This window comes from Streptomyces sp. NPDC017979 (genome assembly GCF_044328175.1).
GTDB lineage: Bacteria > Actinomycetota > Actinomycetes > Streptomycetales > Streptomycetaceae > Streptomyces.
Genome location: NZ_JBIRGU010000012.1, coordinates 146713 through 169285, shown reverse-complemented (window position 1 = coordinate 169285; position 22573 = coordinate 146713). Strand labels below are relative to the sequence as shown.

Sequence of the window (22573 nt, the reverse complement as noted above, 5' to 3'; positions counted from 1 at the left end):
CGGAGGCGAGGCCGGAGCGGGGCGTACGGCGCGGGTCCGCCGCCGTACGCCCCCGGGCTCAGATGCCCGCGGAGGCCATCTCGATGATGGAGCGGTAGTACGCCGCGGTGGAGACCACGCACGCCTTGTACTGGCGGTCGCCCCGCACCGCGAGGAAGTAGTCCCGGATGTTCTTCCAGTACGAGACGAGATAGCCGAGACCGGGGCGGAAGCCCGGGGGCTTGGGCACCAGTGCGTACGCCGCGGAGCACTGGATGATGCGGTCGGTCGCCTGGGAGAGCACGTCGGCGACGTCCGCGTTCATGTTCCAGCCGGCCGCCAGTTCCGGGGTCCAGATCGAGGCGGCGATCTCCCGGAGCTTCTCCTGCTCCTCCGGCGTCGGATCGGCCTGGAGCCGGAGCGCGGCGGCGGAAGCGGGTGCGGAGGCGGGGGCGGACCGGGCCGCCTGCGCCGGGCCGGCCAGGCCGACGGCGAGGACGGCGGCGGAAACGGCGAGTGCGACTGCCGGGACGACCTTGGGTCTGCGCGTTCTCATGACTGTCCCCTTCTCGTGCGGATCCTTCGGGTTCTCCACGCCCCTTCGGGTGCCCACCGCATCGGTCGGGCTCCGTTCCGTGACGTGCGTTCCGCGACGCTGACACGTGGTCATCGGAGCGTCAACGGCGCCTCGTCGGCCATCGGGCCCGGCGTCCGCCGCGCGAACAGGGAAGATGGACAGCCCCAACTCGGAGGGCTACGCTCCGACTTGGTCTAGACCGCAGAACTGCGCAGGGCGCGTCGCCCCCCACGGTTGCACGCGCCGCACCCCCACATCCCCCCACTTCCTCATGGAGCGAAGCATGCGCAGAAAGTTCGTGTCGTCGCTGCTCGGCGTCGGCATCGCGGGCGCCGCCCTGTTCGCCACCTCCGGCAGTGCCCAGGGTCACGGGTACGTCGACTCCCCCGTCAGCCGCCAGCAGCTCTGCGGCACCGGTGCCGTGGCCGACTGCGGCCAGGTCGAGTGGGAGCCCTGGAGCGTCGAGGGCCCGAAGGGCTTCCCGCAGCGCGGCCCCGCCGACGGCGCCATCTGCTCCGGCGGCAACGCCCGCTTCTCCGAACTGGACGACCCCCGCGGCGGCGCCTGGCCCACCACGGCCCTCCAGGGCGGCCAGTCCCACAACTTCGTCTGGCGGATCACCGCCCGTCACGCCACGACGGACTTCCGCTACTACGTCACCAAGGACGGCTACGACCCGAGCAAGCCGCTGACCCGGGCGGACCTGGAGACGCAGCCCTTCCTGACCGTCCCGTTCGGCGGGGCGCGGCCGGGAGCAACCGTCAGCCACTCCGGCGTGCTGCCGCAGAAGTCCGGCCGGCACGTGATCGTCGGCGTCTGGAACGTCGACGACACCGACTTCGCCTTCTACACCTGCTCGGACGTCACGCTCTGACGACGCCGCCCAGTTCACCGCGTCAAAGCCTGCGGCCGACCCGCGCACCGGGTCGGCCGCACGGCCGTGCGGCCCGGTGCGCTTGGCTGCGCGCGTGGACATGGCCGCCGTTTCCCTGCGGGAGCGTGGGTCTCCACCGGCCGGTGGTGGGTTGTTCGCGCAGTTCCGCCCTCTGCCCTACGGGCACGGGCCCAGCATCCCTGACCCGCGGGAAAACGGCGGCCCCTCCAGAGACGCAGGGACGTGCGCGGGCTTCGCGGACACGGCCTACTGGTCGAGCCAGCCCCGGTCCCGCAGTTCGGAGCGGAAGCGCTGGTACGCGTCGTCCAGGGCCACGCGCTCCGCGGCGACCGGCTCCACGAGTTCGCCGGGCCTGACCATGGCCGCCGCGCTCGTCCGCAGGTCCTCGTGCAGCGTCCCGACGGCGGCCAGGAGCGCCGCGCCGTACGCCGTCTCCGCGCGCTCGGCCAGCCGGACGGGGCGGTCCAGCACCGTCGCCCGGATCGCGGTCCACACCGGGCTGCGGCTGCCGCCGCCCGCCGCGTGCAGCGGGCCGGACACCGGGATCCCCAACTCCTCGACGCGTTCGACGGCGAGGCGCTCCACGAAGGCGACCCCTTCCAGGGCCGCCCGGTACGCGTCCGCCTCGTCCCGCGCGGGCGCCGTGGCGAAGCCCCGTGCCGCACCCGAGACGAAGGGGAAGCGTTCGCCGTCCCGGCGCAGCGGATAGCGCAGGAACGAGGCGGGGCCGCGGAGCCGGGCCGCCCGGTCCAGCTCGGCGAGCCGGCCCGGGGCGACGTCGGCGAGGGCCTCGCCGCCGGTGTTGGACGCTCCGCCGGGCAACCACCAGCCGTCGGGGTGGCGGTGGCTGTAGAGGGCGCCGGCGGGATCGTGCACCAGGTCGGTGGAGACGCCCTTGAGGACGTAGGTCGTGCCGAGCACGCCCACGAACCTGCCCGGCTCGACCGCCCCGGTGGCGAGTTGGCCCGCGCAACCGTCGGTCATCCCGAGCCGTACGGAGCAGCCGACGGGCAGCCCGGTGGCGGCCGACGCCTCGGCTGCCACCGCGCCGGCGCACGTGCCGGGCGCCTGGACCGCGGACAGCAGGTCGAGTGGGAAGTCGAGGGCGGCGAAGACTTCGTGCGCCCACTCGCCGGCGCGGGGGTCGTAGCCGGTCTTGAGCGCATGGCTCCAGTCGGCGGGGACGGGACCGCCGGTGAGGTGACGGCCGATCAGCTCGGGCGTGTGCAGTACGTGCCGGAGCCGGGGGCCGTAGGTGCGCAGGCACCACGCGGCGCGCCCGAGGGCGGCGGTGGGGCCGACAGCGAGGCCGAGGGCGGCCCAGCGGACGCTGCCGACGTGCTGCGCCTCGGCGTTGAGGTCGGCCGCGCGCCGGTCGTCGTACATCAGGGCGGGGCCGAGGGGTTCGCCGTCGGGTCCCGCGGGGACGATCGTGCCGGAGGTGGCGGCGACGGACACCGCACCGACCTCGCGGCCGTGTGCCGGCAGCGCGTTCGTGGCGCGGCGCAGTGCGGACCGCACGGCGGGCCACCACTGCCGGGCGTCCTGCTCGCTCGTACCTCCGACGCCGCGCTCGGGGGCGGGCAGGTGCTCCCGGGCTTCGGCGCGGACCCGGCCGCGGTCGTCGACGCACAGCACCCGCACGGAGGCCGTGGCCACGTCGACGCCGGCGACCACCGGACGTGCGTCATCGCTGCGGCAGGCGCCACTGCTCATGGGAGGAGGGGTCCTTTCCCGTGCGCACGGCCGCCGGCGGGACGCCTCCGACCGGTCCTGTTCTCACCCTTGTGAAATTAACACGCGATCCATCACCCTCGATAGGGGCACGTCAGGCATGCGGCACGGGGTGCGGGCAGGACGTCAGGCATCAGGCGTCAGGCGTCAGGCGTCAGGTGCGACGCCCGCCACGCTCACCTTGGTCCGCTCGCGCAGCTTGCCCAGCAGTTCGACTCCCACGCCGTCGTCGACGATGAGCTGGTCCAGGTCGCGCACCGGCCCCACCCGGTGCAGCGCGGTGCGGGCGAGCTTGGTGTGGTCCATGAGCATCACCTTGTGCGCGGCCGACGCCAGCATCGCCCGCTTGACCAGCACCACGTCCTGTTCCTGGTGGTACGTCATGGTGGCGTCCAGCGCGGAGGTGGAGACCGCGACCAGGTCAACGGAGAGCGCCTCGATGGCCTCGACGCAGGGCATGCCGAGGAAGGAGTCGTGGGTGCGCGAGTACTCCCCGCCGAGGGCGATCAGCCGGATCCCCTCGCACTCGGTGAACACGTCCACCACCCGACGGGCGTTGGTGACCACGGTGAGCGGGGCGAGGTCGACCAGCAGCCGGGCCATGGCCAGCACGGTGGTGGAGTCGTCGAGCATCACCGACATGCCGGGCTCGACGAGGGCGGCGGCGGCCCGCGCCACGGCCGCCTTCTCCTCGGTGTTGACCCCGAGGCGGTAGTCGAGGTTCGACTCGAAGACCGTGGACGGCAGGGCGGAGGCCCCGCCCCGGAAGCGCCGCAGCACCCCGCGCCGCTCCAGGTCGTCCAGGTCCCGGTGGACGGTCATCAGGCTGACGCCCGTGAGCTGGGCGAGGACGGCTCCGGTGGCGGTGCCGTGCTCCACCACGTGGTCGGCGATGAGCCGTCGGCGCTCTTCGGCGGTTCGCTTGGTCATCGGCTTCAGCTTCCCGTGGGGGTGCCGGGCTCCGCCGCGGGCGTCGGGGCCGTGGTGGTGGGGACGTTCAACGAGCGCAGCGCCGCATCGCCCGCACCGAGCACGACCTCCGTGACGGCCCCGTTGTCCAGCCTCGGGAAGACGCGCCGGTAGCGGCCGAGCGGCAGCCCGAGCAGCTCGCACAGGGCGATGCGCAGCAGGGTGTTGTGGGCGACGACCAGGACGGTGCGCCCCGGGTGGCGGTCGGCCAGCTCGCGCAGGGCCCTGGTCGAGCGCGCCGCGGCCCGCGGCAGCGGTTCGGAGCCGGGGAAGGCGCCCGTCTGCGCGTCCTCGCGAAAGCGCCGTACGGCCTCGGGGTCCTCCGCCGCCATCTCGGCGACGGTCCGGCCCTCGCCCCAGCCGAAGTCGACCTCCCGCAGGTCCTCGACGACCTCCGGGGCGACGCCGATGGCGGCGGCGGCCGGGCGGGCGGTGAGCCGGGCGCGGCTGAGCGGGGAGCAGGCCACGGCGTCCACGCCCGAGCGCAGGGCCCAGGCTCCCAGGGCCTCGCCCTGCGCGACGCCCTTCGCGGTCAGGGCCACGTCCGAGACGCCGGCGTAGCGGTTCTCCGCGTGCCATTCGGTCTCGCCGTGCCGTACCAGCAGAAGGCGGGCGGCCATGACGACGCTCCTGTTCGACTTCGACGGTTGGGGGCGCACGGTTGGGTCGTGAGCCGGATGCACGGTACGCGGCGATGCCCACGATCGTGAAGAAATGTGAAGAAAGATCGTCGAATGCGCCAACAGGCTGCGGGAAATGCATTGCTGGCTCACTTTGGCGCTGTTAAATTTAACAGATGTTCCGCAGCCCGGACCCCGGTGCGGCCGAGGTCACGGCTCCCCCGGCTTTCCTCGCAGAAGGAACCTGACTTCATGCGCATCCTCGCCGCAGGCGACCACTTTGTCCGTCCCGAGTTGATCCGCGCGGCACTGAGCCAGGAGCTGTCCCGCCCGGGCCGCAAGTCCCCCGAGTTCGCCGAGCTGACGCTGCCCTGGCCGCACGAACCCTTCGGCCCGGTCGGGGCCGTCGCGGAGGCAAGCGGAACGGAGGACCTGCTCGTCGATGCGCTGTCGGGCGCTTCCGTCTGCGTGACCCAACTGGCGCCGTTCACGGAGCGGGTGTTCGCGGCCTGTCCCGAGCTGCGGTTCGTCGCCGTGTCCCGGGGCGGCCCGGTCAATGTGGACCTCGCCGCCGCCAGCCGCCACGGGGTGGCCGTCAGCTTCGCCCCCGGGCGCAACGCCCCGGCGGCGGCCGAGTTCGCGGTGGGCCTGGTGCTCGCCGCCACGCGTCGCATCGCCACCGCGGACGCGGACCTCAAGCGCGGCGTCTGGCGCGGTGACCTGTATGCGTACGAGGAGGGCGGCACCGAGCTGAACGGCGCCGTGGTCGGCCTGGTCGGCTACGGCGCCATCGGCCGCATCGTGGCCCGGGTGCTGCTGGCCTTCGGCGCCAGGGTGCTGGTCGCCGATCCGTACGCGGATCCGACCGCCACCGCCGCCGACGGCGTGGAGCTGGTGGAGCTGGACGCGCTGCTGCGCCGCAGTTCGGTGGTGAGCCTGCACGCCCGGCTGACGGAAGAGACCCGCCATCTGCTCGACGCCCGCCGCCTCGGGCTGCTGCCGCACGGCGCGGTCCTGGTGAACTCCGCCCGCGGCGACCTGCTGGACCACACCCCGCTGCCGGAGCTGCTGCGCAGCGGCCGGCTCGGCGCCGTCGCCCTCGACGTGTACGACGTCGAGCCGCCGCCGGCCGACTGGCCGCTGCGGGACGCTCCGAACGTCATCACCACGCCCCACCTCGCGGGCGCCACCAAGCAGACGGCGCACCGCGCCGCCGCGATCACCGCCGCCGAAGTGGGCCGGTTCGTACGGGGCGAGCCGCTGGCCCACCCGGCGAATCCGGGCGTGCTCGTGGCGGGCCGGACGTGAGGGCCGCCCCGGCGCACGGCGGGCCCGGGCCGTCCGGAGCGGGGAGGACACGAGGATGAGCAGCGGCGTGGTCATCGGCGTCGACGTCGGCACCTCGGTCACCAAGGCCGCGGCCTTCGACGAGGAGGGCGTCGGCATCGCCGCGGCGGCGCGCCCCTCGCGTTTGCACCGGCTGCCCGACGGCCGGGTGGAGCAGGACCTCGACGACGTCGTGGACAGCGTGGGCGCGGTGGTGCGCGAGGTGGCCGCCCAGTTGGGGCGGGCCCCGGCCGCGGTGGCCCTGACCGGGCAGGGCGACGGCCTGTGGCTGCGGGACGCCGCAGGCGACGCCGTACGGCCGGCGATCTCCTGGATGGACGCGCGCGCCGCCGACCTGGTGACGCGTTGGCTCGACGACGGCACCGTCCGCGCGGCGTACGCGCACACCGGCTCCGGGATGTTCCCCGGCTGCCACGGCCCCCTTCTGAACTGGCTCCAGGAGCACGAGCCGGACAGCCTCGCCCGTGCCGCCGTGGCCGGGTACTGCGTCGACGCGGTGGCGCAGCGGCTGACGGGCGCGGTGTGCCTGGACGCCTCCGACGCGACGCTGCCCTTCTTGGACCCCCGCACCCGCAGGTACGCGCCGCAGGCGCTGGCCGCCTGCGGGGTCGAGCGCCAGGCGCACCTGCTGCCGGAGCCCGCCGCGCCCGGCACGGTGCTCGCGCTGCACGGCAGCGGTGCCGCGCTGGTGGGCCTGCCGGAGGGGTTGCCCGTGCTGGCGGGGCCGTACGACCTGCCGGCCTGTGCCATCGGCAGCGGCGTGCGGGAGCCGGGCGACGGCCTCTTGATCCTGGGCACGACGCTCGCGAGCCAGGTGCTGACCGATCGCGTCGACCTCGATCCGCGGGCCGAGCCGGCCGGGATGTGGCTCTGCACGCCCACCCCGGGGCAGTGGCTGCGCGCCATGCCCGCGATGGTCGGCACGGCCGCGCTGGAATGGGCGCTCGCACTGGTCGGGGCGCGTACCGCGGACGTGGACGCGCTGCTCGCCGAGAGCCCGCCGGGCGCCCGCGGCGCCTTCGCCTTCCCGTTCCTCTCCGAGGCCGGCGAGCGCGCCCCGTTCGTCGAACCGGCCGCGAAGGGCCGGCTGGACGGGCTCAGCCTGGGCACCGGCCGGGCGGACGTGGTGCGCGCGGTGTGCGAGGCCATCGGCTACGCGGCCCGGCACTGCCTGGAGGTCGCCGGGCTGAGCGGCACGCTCGCCCTGTGCGGCGGGGGGACCCGCTCGACGCTCTGGGCGCAGCTCGTCGCCGACGTGCTGGGCCGGCCGGTGCGCATCCCCGTCGAGGCGGAGGTGGGGGCGCTGGGCGCGGCGCAGGTGGCCCGGGCCGTATTGACGCCGTCAGCCGCGGCTCCCCCGCAGCGGCACCAATGCGTCGAGCCCCGACCCGAACACCGCGGCCGGTACGAGGACGGATACGCCCGCTACCGCGCCGAGTTGGCCCGCGCCCGTCAGCGGTGGTCGGCGCACGGTCCGCAGCCGGCCTTGTGACACGGGAGTTGAGTGCTGCTCACGATCCCGGGCTGTTGCTTCTGACATAAGCATTGACAGTACTAACGCGCACGGTGTTACTTTTTCCGCGCGCCCCAGGGCCGACCGGCTGTGGACCCGCCCTCCGGCCCGGCCCCCGCATCGCTTCCGGTGACTCTCGCTTCCCCCGTCGACCGCCCTTGCTCCGCATGCCGCGCCACGGGCGGAACTCAAGGAGAACCGCAGTGAAGCAACTCCCGCTGAGCACGTCTGCCGTCGCCCTCCTCGCCACCGCCCTCGTCGGCTCCGCCACCGCCTGCTCGTCCGAGGCGTCCGGCGGGTCGGGCGGAGGGTCGACGAAGAACGCGAAGATCGCCTTCTTGATGCCCGACCTCGCCTCCACCCGCTACGAGTTGTACGACGCGCCGCTGTTCAAGGCGAAGATGAAGGAGCTTTGCGGCGGCTGCGAGGTGCTGTACCAGAACGCCGGCGGTGACGCCGCGAAGCAGCAACAGCAGGCGAACTCGGCCCTGGCACAGGGCGTCAAGGTGATCGTGCTCGACCCGGTGGACTCGGCCGCCGCCGCGACGACGGTGCGCACCGCGCAGTCGCGCGGCGTCAAGGTGATCGCGTACGACCGCCCCGTCCCCGCGGTCCGCGCCGACCACTACGTCTCGTTCGACAACGAGAAGATCGGCGCCATGATCGGCCAGTCGCTGGTGGACCACCTCAAGGGCAGCGGCCCGCTGCCGGCCGGCGGCGGCATCCTCCAGGTGAACGGCTCGCCCACGGACGCCGCGGCCGGGCTGATCAAGAAGGGCGTGCACAGCGCGGTCGACGCCAGCGGGTTGAAGCTGCTCGCCGAGTACGACACCCCCGCCTGGGAGCCGAGCAAGGCGCAGAGCTGGGTGAGCGGCCAGATCAGCAAGTTCCCCGGGCGGATCGCGGGCGTGGTGGCGGCCAACGACGGCACGGGCGGCGGCTCGATATCCGCGTTCAAGGCGGCCGGGGTCGAGGTGCCGCCCGTGACCGGCAACGACGCGGAGTTGGCCGCTGCCCAGCGCATCGTCAACGGCGACCAGTACAACACCATCTCCAAGCCCATCAAGACCGTCGCCGAGTCGGCTGCCGTCGCGGCCCACGCGTTCGTCCGCGGCGAGCGCCCGAAGGCGAACGCGACGCTGTTCGACACCCCCTCGGAGCTGTTCACCCCCACCGTGGTCACCAGGGAGAACCTGGCCGAGGTGCTCGTCGGCGCGGGCAAGCCGCTGAAGTCCGCCGACGTGTGCACCGCTCCGTACGCCCGCGGCTGCGCCGAGTTGGGCCTGAAGTGACGGCGCTGCAAGCCGCGTAGCGGCGACGACGTGACAACCTGACGACGAATGAGGATGGTCATGTCCGCTCTGTCCCCACCCCTGCCCGCCCCGCGCCGGGACCCCGGGGGCCCGCTGTTGTCCCTGCGCGGGATCAGCAAGTCCTTCGGCGCCGTCGCCGCCCTCACCGCAGTGGACCTCGACGTCGCCGCCGGCGAGGTCGTGGCCCTGGTGGGCGACAACGGCGCGGGGAAGTCCACGCTCGTGAAGGTCCTGTCGGGGGTGCACGCCCCGGACGCCGGCGTCATCCGGTTCGCCGACCGGACCGTCACCATCCCCTCCCCCGCCGCTGCACAGCAGTTGGGCATCGCCACCGTGTACCAGGACCTGGCCCTGTGCGAGAACCTGAACGTCGTCGAGAACCTCTTCCTCGGCCGCGAGGTGCGCGGGCTGCGCCTGGACGACGTGACGATGGAGGTGCGGGCCCGCGCCCTGCTGGCGGAGCTCTCCGCGAAGATCCCGTCGGTGCGGCTGCCGGTGGCGGCGCTCTCCGGCGGTCAGCGGCAGACGGTCGCCATCGCGCGCACCCTGCTCGGCGACCCCGAGGTCATCATCCTGGACGAGCCGACGGCCGCGCTCGGCGTCGCCCAGACGGCCGAGGTGCTGAACCTGATCGACCGGCTGCGCGAGCGGGGCCTCGGCGTGATCATGGTCAGTCACAACATGGCGGACGTGCAGGCCGTCGCCGACACCGTGGCCGTGCTGCGCCTGGGCCGCAACAACGGCGTGTACGACGCCCTGCGGGCCACCGCGGCCGAACTGGTCGCCGCCATCACGGGCGCCGAGGACAACGTGGTGACCCGGCGCACCGGACGGCACCGCACCGGGCGCTCCGCGCCGACCACCGCCGACGGGGAGGCCGCGTCATGAGCGAAGCGAAGCCCGCCGCGACGCACGCCGCGCCGGCCGCATCGACCGCGCCCCGGGAGGACGCCCGACCGGACCTCACCAAGGGCGCACCGGAGCCGCCGGTGACGAAGGGGTACGGGCTCGGTCCCTCGTGGCGGGCCGGCGTCGCCCGGCTGCGCGGCGGCGACCTCGGTCTGCTGCCCGTCATCGCCGGGCTGGTGGTGATCTGGACCGTGATGCAGATCCTGAACCCGGTCTTCCTCTCCAGCGCCAACCTGACGAACCTGGCGCTGGAGAGCGCCCCGGTCGGCATCATCGCCCTGGGGGTCGTCTGCGTGCTCCTGGTCGGACAGATCGACCTCTCCGTCGGTTCGATCAGCGGGCTGAGCGCTGCGGTGCTCGCCGTCCTCTTCGTGGACCGGGGGCTGCCTGCGTGGGTGGCGGTGGGCGCGTCCGTGCTGCTGGCCTGTCTGATCGGCTGGTTCTACGCGCAGGTGCACAACCGCATCGGGGTCCCGAGCTTCGTCATCACCCTGGCCGGGCTGCTCGGCCTCCTCGGGGTGCAACTGTGGGTCCTGGGGCCGAAGGGCTCCATCAACCTGCCGTTCGACTCGGGCCTGGTGAACTTCGCCCAGCTGCACTTCCTACCGCCCTGGTTGGCGTACTGCCTCGTGGTGATCGGTGCGGGGGTGCTGTACGCGACGGGCAGCGCGCGGGCCGCCGAACGGCGCCGGGCAGGGCTGCCCGCGGTCCCCCGGCGCCTGCTGGCGGCCCGGAGCCTGGCGCTGCTGGTCGGTCTCGGGGTCGCGGTCTGGTACCTGAACCGGGACCGGGGCGTGGGCTGGATGTTCGTCTTCTTCCTCGCCCTGGTGCTGGTGGTGCACTACCTGCTCGCGCGCACCGCGTTCGGCAAGGCGATGTACGCGGTCGGCGGCAACGTGGAGGCGGCCAGTCGCGCCGGGATCCGGGTGCAGACGGTGTTCACCGCGGCTTTCGTGCTCTGTGCCGCGCTCGCGTCGATCGGCGGGATCCTGGCCGCCGCCCGGTTGGCCGCGGCCAACCAGAGCAGCGGCGGCGGGGACGTCAACCTCAATGCGATCGCGGCGGCGGTCATCGGCGGCACCAGCCTGTTCGGCGGGCGGGGCACGGCGTTCGCCGCCCTGCTGGGCGTCCTCGTCATCCAGTCGATCTCCAGCGGACTCACGCTGCTGAATCTCGACTCCGCGTATCGGTTCATGGTCACCGGCGGGGTACTGCTCCTCGCGGTGGCCCTGGACGCGGTGGCCCGGCGTTCCCGGGTCGCCCACGGCCGGGCCTGACGGACCGTCCGTCCGCCGCGTCCCCCTTCCGCGCCCCACCCCTCGCCATCGGAGGACCCATGCGAAGGCACCTGCGCACCCGGCTCACCGCGCTGCTCACCTCCGCCGCATTCGTCTCGACGGCCCTGGCGGGCACCGCGCACGCCCGGGCCGGATCCGGGTCGGACCGTGCGCCCGACGACGACGCACCGCTGCCCGCCGCCGTCGACGGCGGCGCCTGGCGCTCCGGTCACCTCCAGGGCATGGCCCTGGACAGGGCAGCCGGACACATGTACTTCTCCTTCACCAACCTGCTGGTGAAGACCGATCTCAAGGGCAGACCGCTCGGCTCGGTCACCGGCATCACCGGTCATCTGGGGGACCTGGACGTCAACCCCGACGACGGGCGGGTGTACGGCTCGCTGGAGTACAAGACGGCGAGCTCCTTCTACGTCGCGATCTTCGACGGGGCGCGGATCACCCGGATGGGCATGGACGCCCAGTCCACCGGGGTGCTCACCACGGTCCACCTCGAAGAGGTGGCGGACGACTACGCCGCGGACATGAACGGCGACGGCGTCTTCGACGGCAACACCGGCAACACCCCGGACCACCGCTACGGTTGCAGCGGCATCGACGGCCTCGCCTTCGGCCCGGACCTCGGCCGCGGTGACGCGACCCGGCTCACCGTCGCGTACGGGGTGTACGCGAACTCCTCCCGCACCGACAACGACCACCAGGTGCTGCTCCAGTACGACGTGGCGTCCTGGCACGCCTACGAGCGGCCGCTCACCGAGGACGCCCCGCACACCAGCGGCCCCGCAGCCCCGGCGGGCAAGTTCTTCGCGTACACCGGCAACACCACGTACGGGGTGCAGAACCTGGCGTACGACGCCGACAGCGGCAACTGGCTGATGGCGGTGTACCGGGGCAAGAAGCCGGCGTTCCCGAACTACTCGCTCTTCGTCGTCGACGGCGAGCAGCCGGCGCGCTGGGGTCCGGTGCGCGGCCAGGCGCAGCCGGAGCGGGGCCGGCTCGTCTCGCTGGTGCCGGCCGGGCTGCACGACGGGGCCTCCGGGGTCCACGGGTACCTGTCGGCGGGTCAGTACGGCCTCGTCCCGCTCGGCGACGGACGTCACTACGTCGCCGACGCGGGAACCGCGAGTGCCGGGGGCTCCCCCGACGGGGTCACGCTCCAGACGGGACGCGCGGTGCTGCACCGGTGGACCGGTCGGGCGCCGGATCCCTTCGCTCCGCAGGAGCGCTCCCGCTGACCGGTGGCACGTGCCGCAGCAGGACCCACACCAGGCCGGCGGTGACCAGGGCGAAGCCGGCGCTGACGAGCGCCGCCCACTGGAGTCCGTGGGTGAACGCCTCCCGGGCGGCGGCGACGAGGGCCTCCGCGCCCTGCGGCAGGCGTTCGGCGGCGGTGAGGGCACCGCCGATGGTGTCGCGCGCTTCGGCCGGGGCGTCGGCGGGGATCCCGCCGCGGTACACGGCCGCCGCGACGCTGCCGGTCACGGCGATGCCGAGGGCGAGCCCGAGGTCGTACGCCGTCTGACCGGTCGCCGCCGCCGCGCCCGCCTTCTCCGGCGGTGCCGAGCCGACGGCCAGGGTGGTGCCGAGGACGCTGATCGGCGCCACCCCGAACATGATCACGGCGAGGGCGAGGGAGGCGGTGACGACCCCTTCGCCGGTGGCGACCGTGGCGTATCCGCCGAGGGCGACGGCGAGGCCGGCGACGATGACGACCGCGGGGCGGACCGTGCGGACCAGGACCGGGGTCAGTTGGGAGCCGGCGACGAGGCCGGCTGCTCCGGGCAGCAGCCACAGCCCGGCCTCCAGCGGGGAGCGGCCCGCGACGGCCTGGAGGTACTGGGGCACCAGGTACTCGACGCCGTTGAGGGCGGTCATCCCGAGCAGCAGGGCGAGCAGCGCACCGGTGAAGGCCCGGTTGCGGAACAGTCGCAACTCCAGGAGCGGGTGCGCGAGTCGGTTCTGTCGGCGGACGAAGGCTACGGCGAAGGCGGCGCCGAGCGCGAGTGCGGCGGCGGTCGTCGCGCCGAAGCCGTGGGCGGCGTCCTTCACCGCGTAGATCAGCGGCAGTACGGCGAGCAGGAACAGGGCGACGCTGGTCAGATCGAGCCGGCCCGCGTCGGGGTCGCGGTACTCCGGCAGCAGGACCTTCGCCAGCAGGAGCACCGGCAGCATCACCGGGACGCCGATGAGGAAGACCGATCCCCACCACCAGTGGTCGAGCAGGACTCCGCCGACGACGGGGCCGATCGCCAGGCCCACCGACAGTGCGGTGACCCACATCGCGACGGCCCTGGCCCGTTGCCGCGGGTCGGTGAACATGTGGCTGATCAGGGAGAGCGTGGAGGGCAGTACGGCGGCGCCGGCGACTCCGAGCAGGGCGCGCGCCAGGATGAGCACCAGCGGGCTGGTGGCGTACGCGGCGACGAGGGACGCGAGGACGAATCCGGTCGAGCCGTACAGCAGCAGCTTGCGGCGGCCGATCCGGTCGCCGAGGGTCCCCATCACGACCAGGGTGCCGGCGGTGAGGAAGCCGTAGATGTCGGTGATCCACAGGAGTTCGGCGCCGGTGGGGGCGAGGTCGCCGGCGAGGTGGGGGGTGGCGAGCCAGAGCACGCCGAGGTCGGCGGTCATCAGGGTGACGGGCAGCAGCAGTACGGCCAGTCCGAGCCAGGGGCGGCGGACCGTGGCGCCGGGCGGCGGGGCGGGTACGGCGGTCATGTCAGGACCTGCGTTTCGTGGTGGTCGGGGGTGCGCGGGGCGTGCGCCACGGCCGCCTGTGCCTGGGCGAGGACGTCGAGGACGCGTGCGGAGCGCTGGTGCGGCGGGACGCCGGAGAGTTCGGTGCCGTGCAGCAGCCGGACGGTGACGTCGGTGATGCCGCAGAACTCGGCGACTCCGACGCGGAGTTGGAGGTCGAGTGCGGCGCCGAGGCCGGATGAGGCGTACCGCTCGGCGGTGTCGCCGGCGAGCCCGAGCCACACCATCCGCTTGCCGGCGAGGCGGGGCTTGCTGCGGCCGTACGCGAAGCCGTAGTTCCACACCCGGTCGATCCAGCCCTTGAGCTGGGCCGGCACGGAGAACCACCAGACGGGGAAGACCACGACGATGTCGTCGGCCGCCGCGACGCGGTCCATGTGCCGGTGGACCTCGGGCGAGTACCGCTTCTCGCGGTCCTCCCAGTCGGGTTCGTCGACGGGCGTCAGTCGGGGGTCGAAGCCCTCCGCGTGGAGGTCGAGCAGGTCGACGGTGGCGCCGGTGGAGGTGAGGTGGTCGCGCAGCCGGTGGGCGACCTGGCCGGTGAGGGAGTCGGGGCGGGGGTGGGCGAGCACGAGGAGCGTGCGGTGCGCGTGGCGGGGCGCCGCGGGGGCGGTGTCAGATGCCAAGGCCGGACCCTCCGCTCACGTCGATGTTCTGGCCGGTGACCCAGCGGCCGTCGGGCGAGGCGAGGAAGGCGACGGCATCGGCGACGTCCTCGGGCTGGCCGACCCGGTCGAAGACCGAGTAGGCGGCGGCCGCCGCTTTGGCTTCGGGGTCGGCCATCCAGGGGTGGATGTCGGTCTCGATGGTGCCCGGGGAGACGGCGTTGACGGTGATGCCGCGGGGGCCCAGGGTCTTGGCCAGGGTGAGCGTCAGCACCTCGACGGCCCCCTTGGCGGCGGCGTACGCCGTCATGCCGGGGAAGGCGACCTTGGTGACGCCGGAGGAGATGTTGACGATGCGTCCGTCGTCACGCAGCCGGTCCAGGCCCTTCTGGATCACGAAGAAAGGGGCCTTGGCGTTGACGGCGAAGACCCGGTCGTAGGTGTCTTCGCTGACTTCGTCGATGGTGCCGTGTCCCACCACGCCCGCGTTGTTGACCAGGATGTCCACTCCGTCGGCGTACTCGTCGAAGGCGGCCCACAGGGCGACGGCGTCGCCGGGGACGCCGAGTTCGGCGCGCAGCGCGAAGGCGCTGCCGTCGGCGGCCTCGATCGCGGCGACGGTCTTCTTCGCCGCGATCTCGTCACGGGCGTAGTGCACGCCCACCCGGGCCCCTTCGGCGGCGAGCCGCCGGGCGATGGCGCGTCCGATGCCCCGGCTGGCTCCGGTCACGAGGGCGGTCTTGCCGTGGAGGCGGTTCATGGGTCTCTCCGTCCGTTCGGTGCGTTCGCCTGCCGCGTGCTGCGGGAGGTCGTGGTGAAGAGACTGGAGCCGGGCGCTTCGGGAACGGCTCGGATGCTGTTCGGGAAGTGTTCGGACCAGGTCGGGGACGGTGTGACAGGGTGGCGAGCGGCAGTCAGCGGCGTGGTCGACGGGAGAGGGGCGGCGTGCGCGGGGAGTTGGGCAGGCGCGTGGAGGGCGGGGCTTCGGGCATCGGGTTCGGCGTGCTCGGGGAGGTCGCGGTCTGGGGCCCCGACGGACAGCCGGTGCGGGTCCCCGAGGCGAAGGTGCGGGCCCTGCTCGCCTCGCTGCTGGTCGATCCGGCCCGCCCGGTGGCCGTGCACCGCCTCGTCGACGACCTGTGGGGCGATCGTCCGCCGGGCAATCCACTGCGGGCGCTTCAGGCGAAGGTCTCGCAGCTGCGGCGGGTGCTGGAGGACGCCGAGCCGGGCGGCCGGGGCCTCGTCGCGTCCCGGGCGCCGGGCTATCAACTGGTGGCGTCCGCCGGCGCGGTGGACGCCGACCGTTTCCGGGCGCTGGTGCAGCGGGCGCGGGCGGAAGGTGACGCCGCGGAGCGCGTGCGGCTGCTGGACGGGGCGCTGGCGCTGTGGCGGGGGCCGGCGTTCGCGGACTTCGCCGACGAGCCGTTCGTACGGGCCGCTGCGCACCGGCTGGAGGAGGAGCGCCTGGCCGCCGTGGAGGACCGGGCCGAGGCGCGACTGGGCCGCGGCGAGCACGTGGCGGTCGCGGCCGAGCTCGGGGAGCCGGTGGCGCGCCACCCCCTGCGGGAGCGGCTGCGGGCGGTCCAGTTGCGGGCGCTGTACCGCAGCGGACGGCAGAGCGAAGCGCTGGCGGCGTACGAGTCGTTCCGGCGCCGGCTCTCCGACGAGTTGGGGCTCGATCCGGGCCCCGAACTGGTCGCCCTGCACACGGCGATGCTGCGGCAGGACCCCGAGTTGGACGCGTCGCCCCGCCCGGACGGCGGGGTGCGGCCGGCGCGGGATGCGCCTTCGGCACGGGCCGCCGCGCCCGCCACCAACGTCCTCGCCCCGCTCGACGACCTGGTGGACCGTGGCACGGCGGTCGACGAGGTCTGCGGGCTGCTGGCGTGCCGTCGACTGGTGACGCTCACCGGGCCGGGCGGCGTCGGCAAGACGCGGTTGGCGCTCGCGGTCGCGCACCGGATGGTCGAGCGCTTCCCCGACGGCGCTTGGCTCGTCGAACTGGCCGGTGCGGGCGGGGACCTGGCGGAGGTCGTGGCGGCGTCCCTCGGTCTGCGGGACGACGGCGTGTGGGGAGCACGGCCGCCGGGCTCGGCGGACGACCGGCTCGCGGCGGTGCTGCGGGGCCGTCGGATGCTGCTGGTCCTCGACAACTGCGAGCACGTGGTGGACCGGGCCGCAGCGCTCGTGGAACGGCTGCTGCGGGAGGCCCCCGGGCTGGTCGTCCTCACCACCAGCCAGGAGTCCCTGGCGCTGGCGCCGGAGACCCTGTGGGCGGTGCCGCCGCTGTCCGTGCGGGGCGCGGTGGAACTCTTCGCGGCCAGGGCCGCGGCCGGCGCGCCCGGGTTCCGGCTCGGCGACGACAACCGCGCGGCCGTCGAGGCGATCGCCCGACGGCTGGACGGGCTGCCGCTCGCTCTGGAACTGGCCGCGACCCGCGTCCGCGCCCTCGGCGTGCACCGGCTGCTGAGCCTCCTCGACGACCGCTTCCGGGTGCTGAGCGCGGGACGGCGGGGCGCCCCCGCGCGCCAGCAGACGCTGCGAGCGATGATCGACTGGAGTTGGGAGCTGCTGGGCGCCCCCGAACGGACGGTGCTGCGCAGACTGGCGTTGCACGCCGACGGTTACACCCTCGAAGCGGTCGAGGCGGTGTGCGCGGGCGACGGGGTGGCCGACGTCGACGTACTGGACCTGCTGGCCCGGCTGGTGGACCGCTCCCTGGTGCAGGTCACCGGGGACGGCACCCGGTACCGCCTGCTGGAGTCGGTGGCGGCGTACTGCCTTGAGCGGCTGCGGGAAGCGGGCGAGTTGGACGCCGTGCGGACCCGGCACCTGGACCACGACACCCGGCTCGTCGAAACCGTGGCGCCGCTGCTGCGCGGCGCGGAGCAGTTGGCGTGGCTGACCCGGTTGGACGCGGAGAACGTCAATCTGCGCTGGGCCGTCGAAGCCGCCGTCTCGGCGGGCGACGTCGAGCGGGCCCTGCGGCTCGTGGACGCGCTGTCGTGGTACTGGGTGCTGCGGGGCCGACTCGCCGAGGCGCGGCGGTACCTGACGTACGTCCTCGACGCGCCGGGCGGCCCGGCCGCGCTGCGGGCCCGGGTCGCCGTGCTGCGGGCCGGTGTCGCGATCATGGCCGGGGACAGCGCGGAGCGTGCGTCGTGGATCGCCGCGGCGCTGGAGGAGACCGCGGCGGCCGGGGAGTGCGGAGACGCCGCCGCGGGCACGGCGCTGACCCGGGCCCGCTGGTTCCTGGGCCACGCGCTCCAGGGCACCGGTGACCTACCTGCGAGCGAGGCGCTGACCGGGCCGGCGCTCGACGGGTTCCGGGCGGCGGGCGACCGGTGGGGCGAAGCGGCCGCGCTGGCGGACCGTGCGGTGCAGCGGTTGCTCCGGGGCGACTTGGCGGGGGCGCAGGGCGACGCGACGCGGGGCGCGGCGCTGTTCGACGCGTTGGGCGACGACTGCGGGAAGCTGCGGCTGGTCTTCCCGCTGACGGCGGTCGCCGAGATCCACGGGGAGTACGCGACGGCCCGGCGGCTGCGGGAGGAGGGCCTTGCGACGGCGCGGCGCTTCGGGCTGTCCACCCAGACGCCGGAGCTGCTGTCGGGGCTCGGCCGACTCGCCCTCCTCACGGGCGACTTCGCGTCCGCACGCGACCACCACGAACAGGCGCTGCGCGCCTCGGTCGCGCTGGACTTCCGCTCCGGCGAGATCAACGCCCTCATCGGGCTGGGCCTCGGCGCCCGCCGGGAAGGCGACCTCGACGCGGCGGAGCGCCACATGCAGGAGGTGCTGGACTGGCACCGGAAGGTCGGCTTGGAGGGCGGGAACGCGCTGATCCTGGCGGAGTTGGGCTTCGCCTCGGAGATGCGCGGGGACGCGGTGGAAGCCTTGCGGCGGCAGCGGGCCGGGTACGAAGTCGCCCGCACCACCGGCGACCTGCGGGCGGTCGCACTCGCCCTGGAGGGCCTGGCCTGCGCGCTGGCCCTCGCGGGCGCGGACGAGGCGGCGGCGCTGCTCCTGGGTGCGGCGCATGGTGCCCGCGCGACCACGGGCGCGCCGCTCGCCGCGGCGGAGCGGGGTGACGTGAGCCGCGCCGAGTCGACGACGCGCTCGCGTCTGGGCGAGCGTGGATTCACGACGGCGTTCGCGCGGGGCGCGGCGCTTTCCCCGGCCGCGGCGCTCTCGTCTCCGCCGGTGCCCGAGGCACTGCGCATCGCCGACGACCCACCACCGTGACCCCCGCCCGCCCCCAGCGGAGTCCTGTTCGCGCAGTTCCCCGCGCCCCTGGGGGCTTGGGGGTTGTCAGTCATCTGCGGGACGGCACATGTCGCTCATGCTCAGAGGCCAGCACTTTCCCGTACCCTCCGGCCGTAGAACAGTCCCCCTGCACGTACCCAACTGGGGCAAGCACATCAAGGGCGCGGGGAACTGCGCGAACAACCCTCCACCGGCCTGCAGGTGAGCATCGAGGCAATCCACCCCCGGGACGCTGGTGGTCCCCCGGGCCCTCTGGGGACGAGGCGGCGGAACTGCGCGGTCAACCCGTCACCGGGGCGCCGGGGCTACTGGCGCGGGCGCTGTGTGCGGACGGATGCGTCGTGGGTCAGGACGCCGCCCTCCTCAAGCGTGCCGGCCACCACCCCCTCCAAGTACCCTCCGCTCACGGACGTGAAGCCGCCGTTCGTGTTGCGGAGGCCGTACGCGGGCGAGTGCTGGCCGTCGCCCGCGTCGTTCCGACCCGTCGTGGCCACGAAGCCCGCGACGATCACCGGGGGATGCGGCGTGTTCGCGGTGCCCGCGACCCGCAGGCCCGCGCCGCCGCCGGGGTCGTGGCGGCCGTCGCGGCGCGCGTAGCACCCCGTCATCAGCACGGGGCGGTTCGCCGCCTCGCGGGCGCTCAGGTGCCAGCCGTCGCCGCCGTTGCGGTCGGTGGAGCAGGCGTTGTAGATGATGCCGTCGCTGTAGCGGTCGAGGTGGTAGCCGTGGTTGCGGTTGAAGACGCTGCGACAGGAGGTGTACGTGACGTCGCCGGGCGCGTAGTGGTAGAAGCCGGTGTCGCACTCGCCGGCGAGGCAGTCGGTGAGCTGCGCGTCCGTCAAGGGCTCCAGGTGGAAGCCGTTCGCACCGGGCTTCAGGTTCCAGCACGTGACTTCGTTCAGGCGCCACCCCTTGGGGAAGTAGCCCTTGCCGTCGGCGCGGGTGACCCGGCTGGTGTAGACGCCGTGGCCGGTGAACTGCCAGAAGGTGCAACGGTCGATGCGCAGGTCCCGGACGAGTCCGCTGGCGTGCAGCCCGTGGACGCCGCCCTTCTGGGACACCCCGTTCAGCGCCAGGTCCACCAGCCGCACGCCGTCGACGTCCAGTTCGTCGCCGCGCTCGCTGCGGTCCTCGATCCGCAGCAGCGCCGGGCCGGTGAAGGATTCGTACATGGGCTTGATGCAGGACGGCGCGGCCGTCTCGTACGGCCAGCGGCCGGCGTGGGTGCCGCGGATGGTGATGTTGCGGCGGCGGATGTGCAGCGTGCGCGTCGTCTTGTACTTGCCCGTGGGCAGGTACACCGTGCCGCCCTCCGGGCAGGCGTCGAAGGCGCGTTGGAGCGCGGCGCCGTCGTCGGAGGCGTCGTCCCCCTTGGCTCCGTAGGGCGCGGCGGTCACGTCGATCCAGCTCGTGCCGCCCGCGGGCAGAACCGGCGTCGGCGCGGCGTGCGCGGTGGTGGCCTCGGTGACGGCGACTGCCGGGACCGCCGCCGCGGTTGCGCCGAGCAGCGCGGCCCGGCGACTCAGGACGCTCTCCTGTTGCCGGCGGGTTCGTTCGGTGTCGGTCATGGGCCTGGACCTCTCCTCGGACGGTGTGCTGCGGCGGCACGACCGGGGGGGCACACCCCACGCGGGTCGTCCGCCCGAAGATCATCGGGCACACGTGACGGGGGTGCCAGCGGACCGCGGTGATCGGGCCGCGCAGCGCGCGGGCGTCGATCACCGAGTGGCGGTCGGCCCCAATGCGTCGAGCGCGCTGTCGACGACGTCCAACAGCGCCTCCCGGTCCTGGTGGATCCGGACCAGCACCCGCAGTCCGTAGTACGTGCTCATCACCCGGCGGGCGAGCACGACCGGGTCGCCGTCCGGGGCGAACTCCCCCGCGGCCTGCCCGTCCGCGACGGTCTCGCGCAGTGCCTCTTCCACGGCGCCGAAGTGCCGGGCCAACTCGGCGTCCACGTCCGGGTCGCTGTGGCCCATCTCGATGAGCGCCTTGATGGAGAAGCAGCCGGCGGGTCCGGTGCCGGCGAGGTCGAGGTCGACGGCGTCGGCCATCATCTCCCGGATCCGCGCCCGGGGCGATCCCGCTGCGCGCAGCGCCGCCGTCTGCGCGACGGTCCGGGTGTCGAAGTACTGGCGCAGGGAGCGCAGATACAGCTGCCGCTTGTCGCCGAAGGTGTTGTACAGGCTCGACGGGCCGATGCCGGTGCTCTCGCTCAGGTCGCGGGTGGAGGTGGCCCGGTAGCCGCGGCGCCAGAAGGCGTCCATCGCCGAGCCGACCGCGCGGGTTTCGTCGAACTTCCTGGGCCTGGCCATGTTCCGACCCTAACAAGTTTTGGAGCGGTCGCACGAAAACCCGTCCAGTCCGCCGCCGCGACGACGCCCCGCCGCCGCCAACTCCCTTGCCTCCCGGGCGAAAACGTTTTGAAGCAGCCGCTTCATAACGTGCTAGCGTCATGCTCCGCGGCCCGCCCTTCGCCACCGCCGGGCCGCGGTCGGCTCGCCGTGTCGCCCTGACCCACCCCACCCGCACCCCGGAGGAACTTTCATGCCATTGGCCGTCTACGTCCTCGGACTGGGCATCTTCACCCAGGGGACCTCGGAGTTCATGCTCTCCGGGCTGCTCCCCGACATGGCCGACGACCTCGGCGTCTCGATCCCCGACGCCGGCCTGCTCATCTCCGCCTTCGCGATCGGCATGGTGGTCGGCGCGCCCCTGCTCGCCGTCGCCACCCTCAGTTGGCCGCGCCGCACCGCGCTCGTGGCGCTCCAGGCCGTCTTCATCGCCGCGCACGTGGTGGGTGCGCTCGCACCCGGGTACGGACTCCTCTTCGTCACCCGGGTCGTCAGCGCACTGGCCTACGCCGGCTTCTGGGGCGTGGCGGTGGCCACGGCCGTGGCGCTGGTCCCCTCGAACGCCAAGGGCAGGGCGGTGGCGGTGGTCGCCGCCGGGCTCACCCTCGCCACCATCGCCGGGGTCCCGGCCGGCACCGTGCTGAGCCAGTTCGCCGGCTGGCGGGCCGCGTTCTGGGGCGTGGCCGCGCTCACCCTCGTCAGCCTGCTGTGCACCCTGGCCGCCGTCCCCGGCGGACGCGGCGCCACCGGACAGGCCACCACCGTGCGGTCGGAGTTGCGGGCGATGGCCCGACCGCAACTGTGGCTGTCGTACGCCGTCACCACCTTCGCCTTCGGGGCCGTCATCGTCACCTTCAGCTATCTCGCGTCCTTGCTGACGGAGGTGAGCGGGCTGCCCGAGGGCTGGGTGCCCGCCGTCCTCGCGCTCTTCGGCGTCGGCGGGCTCATCGGGATGACCGCCGGCGGACGGCTGGCCGAGACGCACGGCGTGCGCACCCTGATCGCCGGGTTCGTCGTGCTCGTCGCGGCGTCCGCGCTGCTCGCGCTCACCGCCCGGCACGTCGCCGTCACCTTGGTCCTGGTCTTCGTCCTCGGGTTCGCGGGGTACGTCACCAACCCCGCGCTCCAGTCCCGGGTGTTCACGCTCGCCCCCGGGGCCCCCACCCTGGTCGGGGCCACGAACACCGCGGCGTTCAACATCGGCAACACCGTGGCCCCGGCGCTGGGCGCCGCGACGATCGGTGCGAACTGGGGCTACACCTCGGTCGCCTGGGTGGGTGCCGCACTCGGCCTCGCCGGACTGGCCTGCGCGGTGTGGGCGGGCCGGTTGGAGCGCCGGGACGCACGAATGGCCGGCCGGGCGGCCGCCGCGTCCGCACCGGCGGCGTCCGCACGAACGACCGCACCTCGCGTGGACGCCGTCGTACGCCACGACGGCTGATT

At 73.9% G+C, this 22573-nt stretch carries 18 protein-coding genes; 9 read left to right on the top strand and 9 right to left on the bottom strand.

All coding sequences use genetic code 11. The annotated features are described in order from the left end of the window. Positions 1–58: 58 nt before the first annotated feature. On the bottom strand, positions 59–535 hold the full coding sequence (locus ACH4E8_RS27325; RefSeq protein ID WP_398452872.1) for a hypothetical protein: 477 nt from the start codon (positions 533–535) through the stop codon (positions 59–61). Between the two features lie 304 nt (positions 536–839). On the opposite strand from ACH4E8_RS27325, the gene ACH4E8_RS27320 reads away from it, so the two are divergent. Further along, positions 840–1430: a lytic polysaccharide monooxygenase gene (locus tag ACH4E8_RS27320; protein ID WP_398452869.1), complete on the top strand. Its 591-nt coding sequence runs from the start codon at positions 840–842 to the stop codon at positions 1428–1430. 267 nt (positions 1431–1697) lie between these two features. Here ACH4E8_RS27320 and ACH4E8_RS27315 read toward each other — a convergent pair whose 3' ends face one another. The 3 genes from ACH4E8_RS27315 to ACH4E8_RS27305 all read right to left on the bottom strand — a co-directional run bounded on the left by ACH4E8_RS27315 (position 1698) and on the right by ACH4E8_RS27305 (position 4774). Then, on the bottom strand, positions 1698–3167 hold the full coding sequence (locus ACH4E8_RS27315) for an FGGY-family carbohydrate kinase (protein WP_398452867.1): 1470 nt from the start codon (positions 3165–3167) through the stop codon (positions 1698–1700). Positions 3168–3332: 165 nt separating this feature from the next. After that, positions 3333–4115, bottom strand: a complete 783-nt coding sequence (locus ACH4E8_RS27310; protein WP_398452866.1) for a DeoR/GlpR family DNA-binding transcription regulator — start codon at positions 4113–4115, stop codon at positions 3333–3335. A gap of 5 nt (positions 4116–4120) precedes the next feature. Then, positions 4121–4774 (bottom strand): histidine phosphatase family protein, encoded by a 654-nt coding sequence (locus ACH4E8_RS27305; RefSeq protein ID WP_398452864.1) that lies wholly within the window; start codon positions 4772–4774, stop codon positions 4121–4123. Between the two features lie 252 nt (positions 4775–5026). Here ACH4E8_RS27305 and ACH4E8_RS27300 point away from each other — a divergent pair, with 252 nt between their 5' ends. The 6 genes from ACH4E8_RS27300 to ACH4E8_RS27275 all read left to right on the top strand — a co-directional run bounded on the left by ACH4E8_RS27300 (position 5027) and on the right by ACH4E8_RS27275 (position 12386). Next, positions 5027–6082: a 2-hydroxyacid dehydrogenase gene (locus tag ACH4E8_RS27300; protein ID WP_398452862.1), complete on the top strand. Its 1056-nt coding sequence runs from the start codon at positions 5027–5029 to the stop codon at positions 6080–6082. A 55-nt stretch (positions 6083–6137) separates the two neighbouring features. After that, the gene (locus tag ACH4E8_RS27295; protein ID WP_398452860.1) at positions 6138–7613 is read left to right on the top strand and encodes an FGGY family carbohydrate kinase; all 1476 of its coding nucleotides are present in this window, start codon (positions 6138–6140) and stop codon (positions 7611–7613) included. A gap of 188 nt (positions 7614–7801) precedes the next feature. Then, positions 7802–8926: a substrate-binding domain-containing protein gene (locus tag ACH4E8_RS27290; RefSeq protein WP_398452857.1), complete on the top strand. Its 1125-nt coding sequence runs from the start codon at positions 7802–7804 to the stop codon at positions 8924–8926. A gap of 60 nt (positions 8927–8986) precedes the next feature. Beyond that, the gene (locus ACH4E8_RS27285) at positions 8987–9835 is read left to right on the top strand and encodes an ATP-binding cassette domain-containing protein (protein WP_398452855.1); all 849 of its coding nucleotides are present in this window, start codon (positions 8987–8989) and stop codon (positions 9833–9835) included. Beyond that, positions 9832–11133 carry a sugar ABC transporter permease gene (locus ACH4E8_RS27280; RefSeq protein WP_398452853.1) on the top strand — a complete coding sequence of 434 codons (1302 nt, stop codon included), beginning with the start codon at positions 9832–9834 and terminating at the stop codon, positions 11131–11133. Before ACH4E8_RS27285 ends, ACH4E8_RS27280 begins: the two co-directional genes overlap by 4 nt. Before the next feature lie 59 nt (positions 11134–11192). Further along, positions 11193–12386, top strand: a complete 1194-nt coding sequence (locus ACH4E8_RS27275; protein WP_398452851.1) for a hypothetical protein — start codon at positions 11193–11195, stop codon at positions 12384–12386. On the opposite strand, the gene ACH4E8_RS27270 is transcribed toward ACH4E8_RS27275, so the two are convergent. Genes ACH4E8_RS27270 through ACH4E8_RS27260 form a run of 3 tightly spaced genes read right to left on the bottom strand, consistent with a single transcriptional unit; the run spans position 12301 to position 15273 of the window. Continuing rightward, complete coding sequence (locus ACH4E8_RS27270; protein ID WP_398452848.1) at positions 12301–13869, bottom strand: MFS transporter; 1569 nt, start codon at positions 13867–13869, stop codon at positions 12301–12303. The two genes, ACH4E8_RS27275 and ACH4E8_RS27270, sit on opposite strands and share 86 nt — an antisense overlap. Beyond that, positions 13866–14534, bottom strand: coding sequence for an NAD(P)H oxidoreductase (locus ACH4E8_RS27265; protein WP_398452846.1), 669 nt, complete (start codon positions 14532–14534; stop codon positions 13866–13868). Before ACH4E8_RS27265 ends, ACH4E8_RS27270 begins: the two co-directional genes overlap by 4 nt. Then, on the bottom strand, positions 14524–15273 hold the full coding sequence (locus ACH4E8_RS27260) for an SDR family NAD(P)-dependent oxidoreductase (protein WP_398452843.1): 750 nt from the start codon (positions 15271–15273) through the stop codon (positions 14524–14526). The genes ACH4E8_RS27265 and ACH4E8_RS27260 overlap by 11 nt, the downstream gene beginning before the upstream one ends. 209 nt (positions 15274–15482) lie before the next feature. Here ACH4E8_RS27260 and ACH4E8_RS27255 point away from each other — a divergent pair, with 209 nt between their 5' ends. Then, positions 15483–18755 carry a BTAD domain-containing putative transcriptional regulator gene (locus tag ACH4E8_RS27255; protein WP_398452841.1) on the top strand — a complete coding sequence of 1091 codons (3273 nt, stop codon included), beginning with the start codon at positions 15483–15485 and terminating at the stop codon, positions 18753–18755. Between the two features lie 326 nt (positions 18756–19081). Here ACH4E8_RS27255 and ACH4E8_RS27250 read toward each other — a convergent pair whose 3' ends face one another. Together ACH4E8_RS27250 and ACH4E8_RS27245 are read right to left on the bottom strand one after the other, a co-directional pair. Next, a complete protein-coding gene (locus ACH4E8_RS27250) occupies positions 19082–20344 on the bottom strand; it encodes a glycosyl hydrolase family 28-related protein (RefSeq protein WP_398452839.1) in 1263 nt (420 codons plus the stop codon). A 150-nt stretch (positions 20345–20494) separates the two neighbouring features. Next, on the bottom strand, positions 20495–21091 hold the full coding sequence (locus ACH4E8_RS27245) for a TetR/AcrR family transcriptional regulator (RefSeq protein WP_398452836.1): 597 nt from the start codon (positions 21089–21091) through the stop codon (positions 20495–20497). A 232-nt stretch (positions 21092–21323) separates the two neighbouring features. Here ACH4E8_RS27245 and ACH4E8_RS27240 point away from each other — a divergent pair, with 232 nt between their 5' ends. Then, positions 21324–22571, top strand: coding sequence for a Cmx/CmrA family chloramphenicol efflux MFS transporter (locus ACH4E8_RS27240; RefSeq protein ID WP_398452834.1), 1248 nt, complete (start codon positions 21324–21326; stop codon positions 22569–22571). Positions 22572–22573 lie beyond the last annotated feature (2 nt).

Coding starts and splice junctions, on each gene's coding strand:
- ACH4E8_RS27305 (WP_398452864.1), bottom strand. CDS start 4,774: ATGGCCGCCCGCCTTCTGCTGGTACGGCACGGCGAGACCGAATGGCAC.
- ACH4E8_RS27245 (WP_398452836.1), bottom strand. CDS start 21,091: ATGGCCAGGCCCAGGAAGTTCGACGAAACCCGCGCGGTCGGCTCGGCG.
- ACH4E8_RS27280 (WP_398452853.1), top strand. CDS start 9,832: ATGAGCGAAGCGAAGCCCGCCGCGACGCACGCCGCGCCGGCCGCATCG.
- ACH4E8_RS27300 (WP_398452862.1), top strand. CDS start 5,027: ATGCGCATCCTCGCCGCAGGCGACCACTTTGTCCGTCCCGAGTTGATC.
- ACH4E8_RS27240 (WP_398452834.1), top strand. CDS start 21,324: ATGCCATTGGCCGTCTACGTCCTCGGACTGGGCATCTTCACCCAGGGG.
- ACH4E8_RS27290 (WP_398452857.1), top strand. CDS start 7,802: ATGCCGCGCCACGGGCGGAACTCAAGGAGAACCGCAGTGAAGCAACTC.
- ACH4E8_RS27310 (WP_398452866.1), bottom strand. CDS start 4,115: ATGACCAAGCGAACCGCCGAAGAGCGCCGACGGCTCATCGCCGACCAC.
- ACH4E8_RS27275 (WP_398452851.1), top strand. CDS start 11,193: ATGCGAAGGCACCTGCGCACCCGGCTCACCGCGCTGCTCACCTCCGCC.
- ACH4E8_RS27325 (WP_398452872.1), bottom strand. CDS start 535: ATGAGAACGCGCAGACCCAAGGTCGTCCCGGCAGTCGCACTCGCCGTT.
- ACH4E8_RS27250 (WP_398452839.1), bottom strand. CDS start 20,344: ATGACCGACACCGAACGAACCCGCCGGCAACAGGAGAGCGTCCTGAGT.
- ACH4E8_RS27320 (WP_398452869.1), top strand. CDS start 840: ATGCGCAGAAAGTTCGTGTCGTCGCTGCTCGGCGTCGGCATCGCGGGC.
- ACH4E8_RS27285 (WP_398452855.1), top strand. CDS start 8,987: ATGTCCGCTCTGTCCCCACCCCTGCCCGCCCCGCGCCGGGACCCCGGG.
- ACH4E8_RS27295 (WP_398452860.1), top strand. CDS start 6,138: ATGAGCAGCGGCGTGGTCATCGGCGTCGACGTCGGCACCTCGGTCACC.
- ACH4E8_RS27260 (WP_398452843.1), bottom strand. CDS start 15,273: ATGAACCGCCTCCACGGCAAGACCGCCCTCGTGACCGGAGCCAGCCGG.
- ACH4E8_RS27315 (WP_398452867.1), bottom strand. CDS start 3,167: ATGAGCAGTGGCGCCTGCCGCAGCGATGACGCACGTCCGGTGGTCGCC.
- ACH4E8_RS27270 (WP_398452848.1), bottom strand. CDS start 13,869: ATGACCGCCGTACCCGCCCCGCCGCCCGGCGCCACGGTCCGCCGCCCC.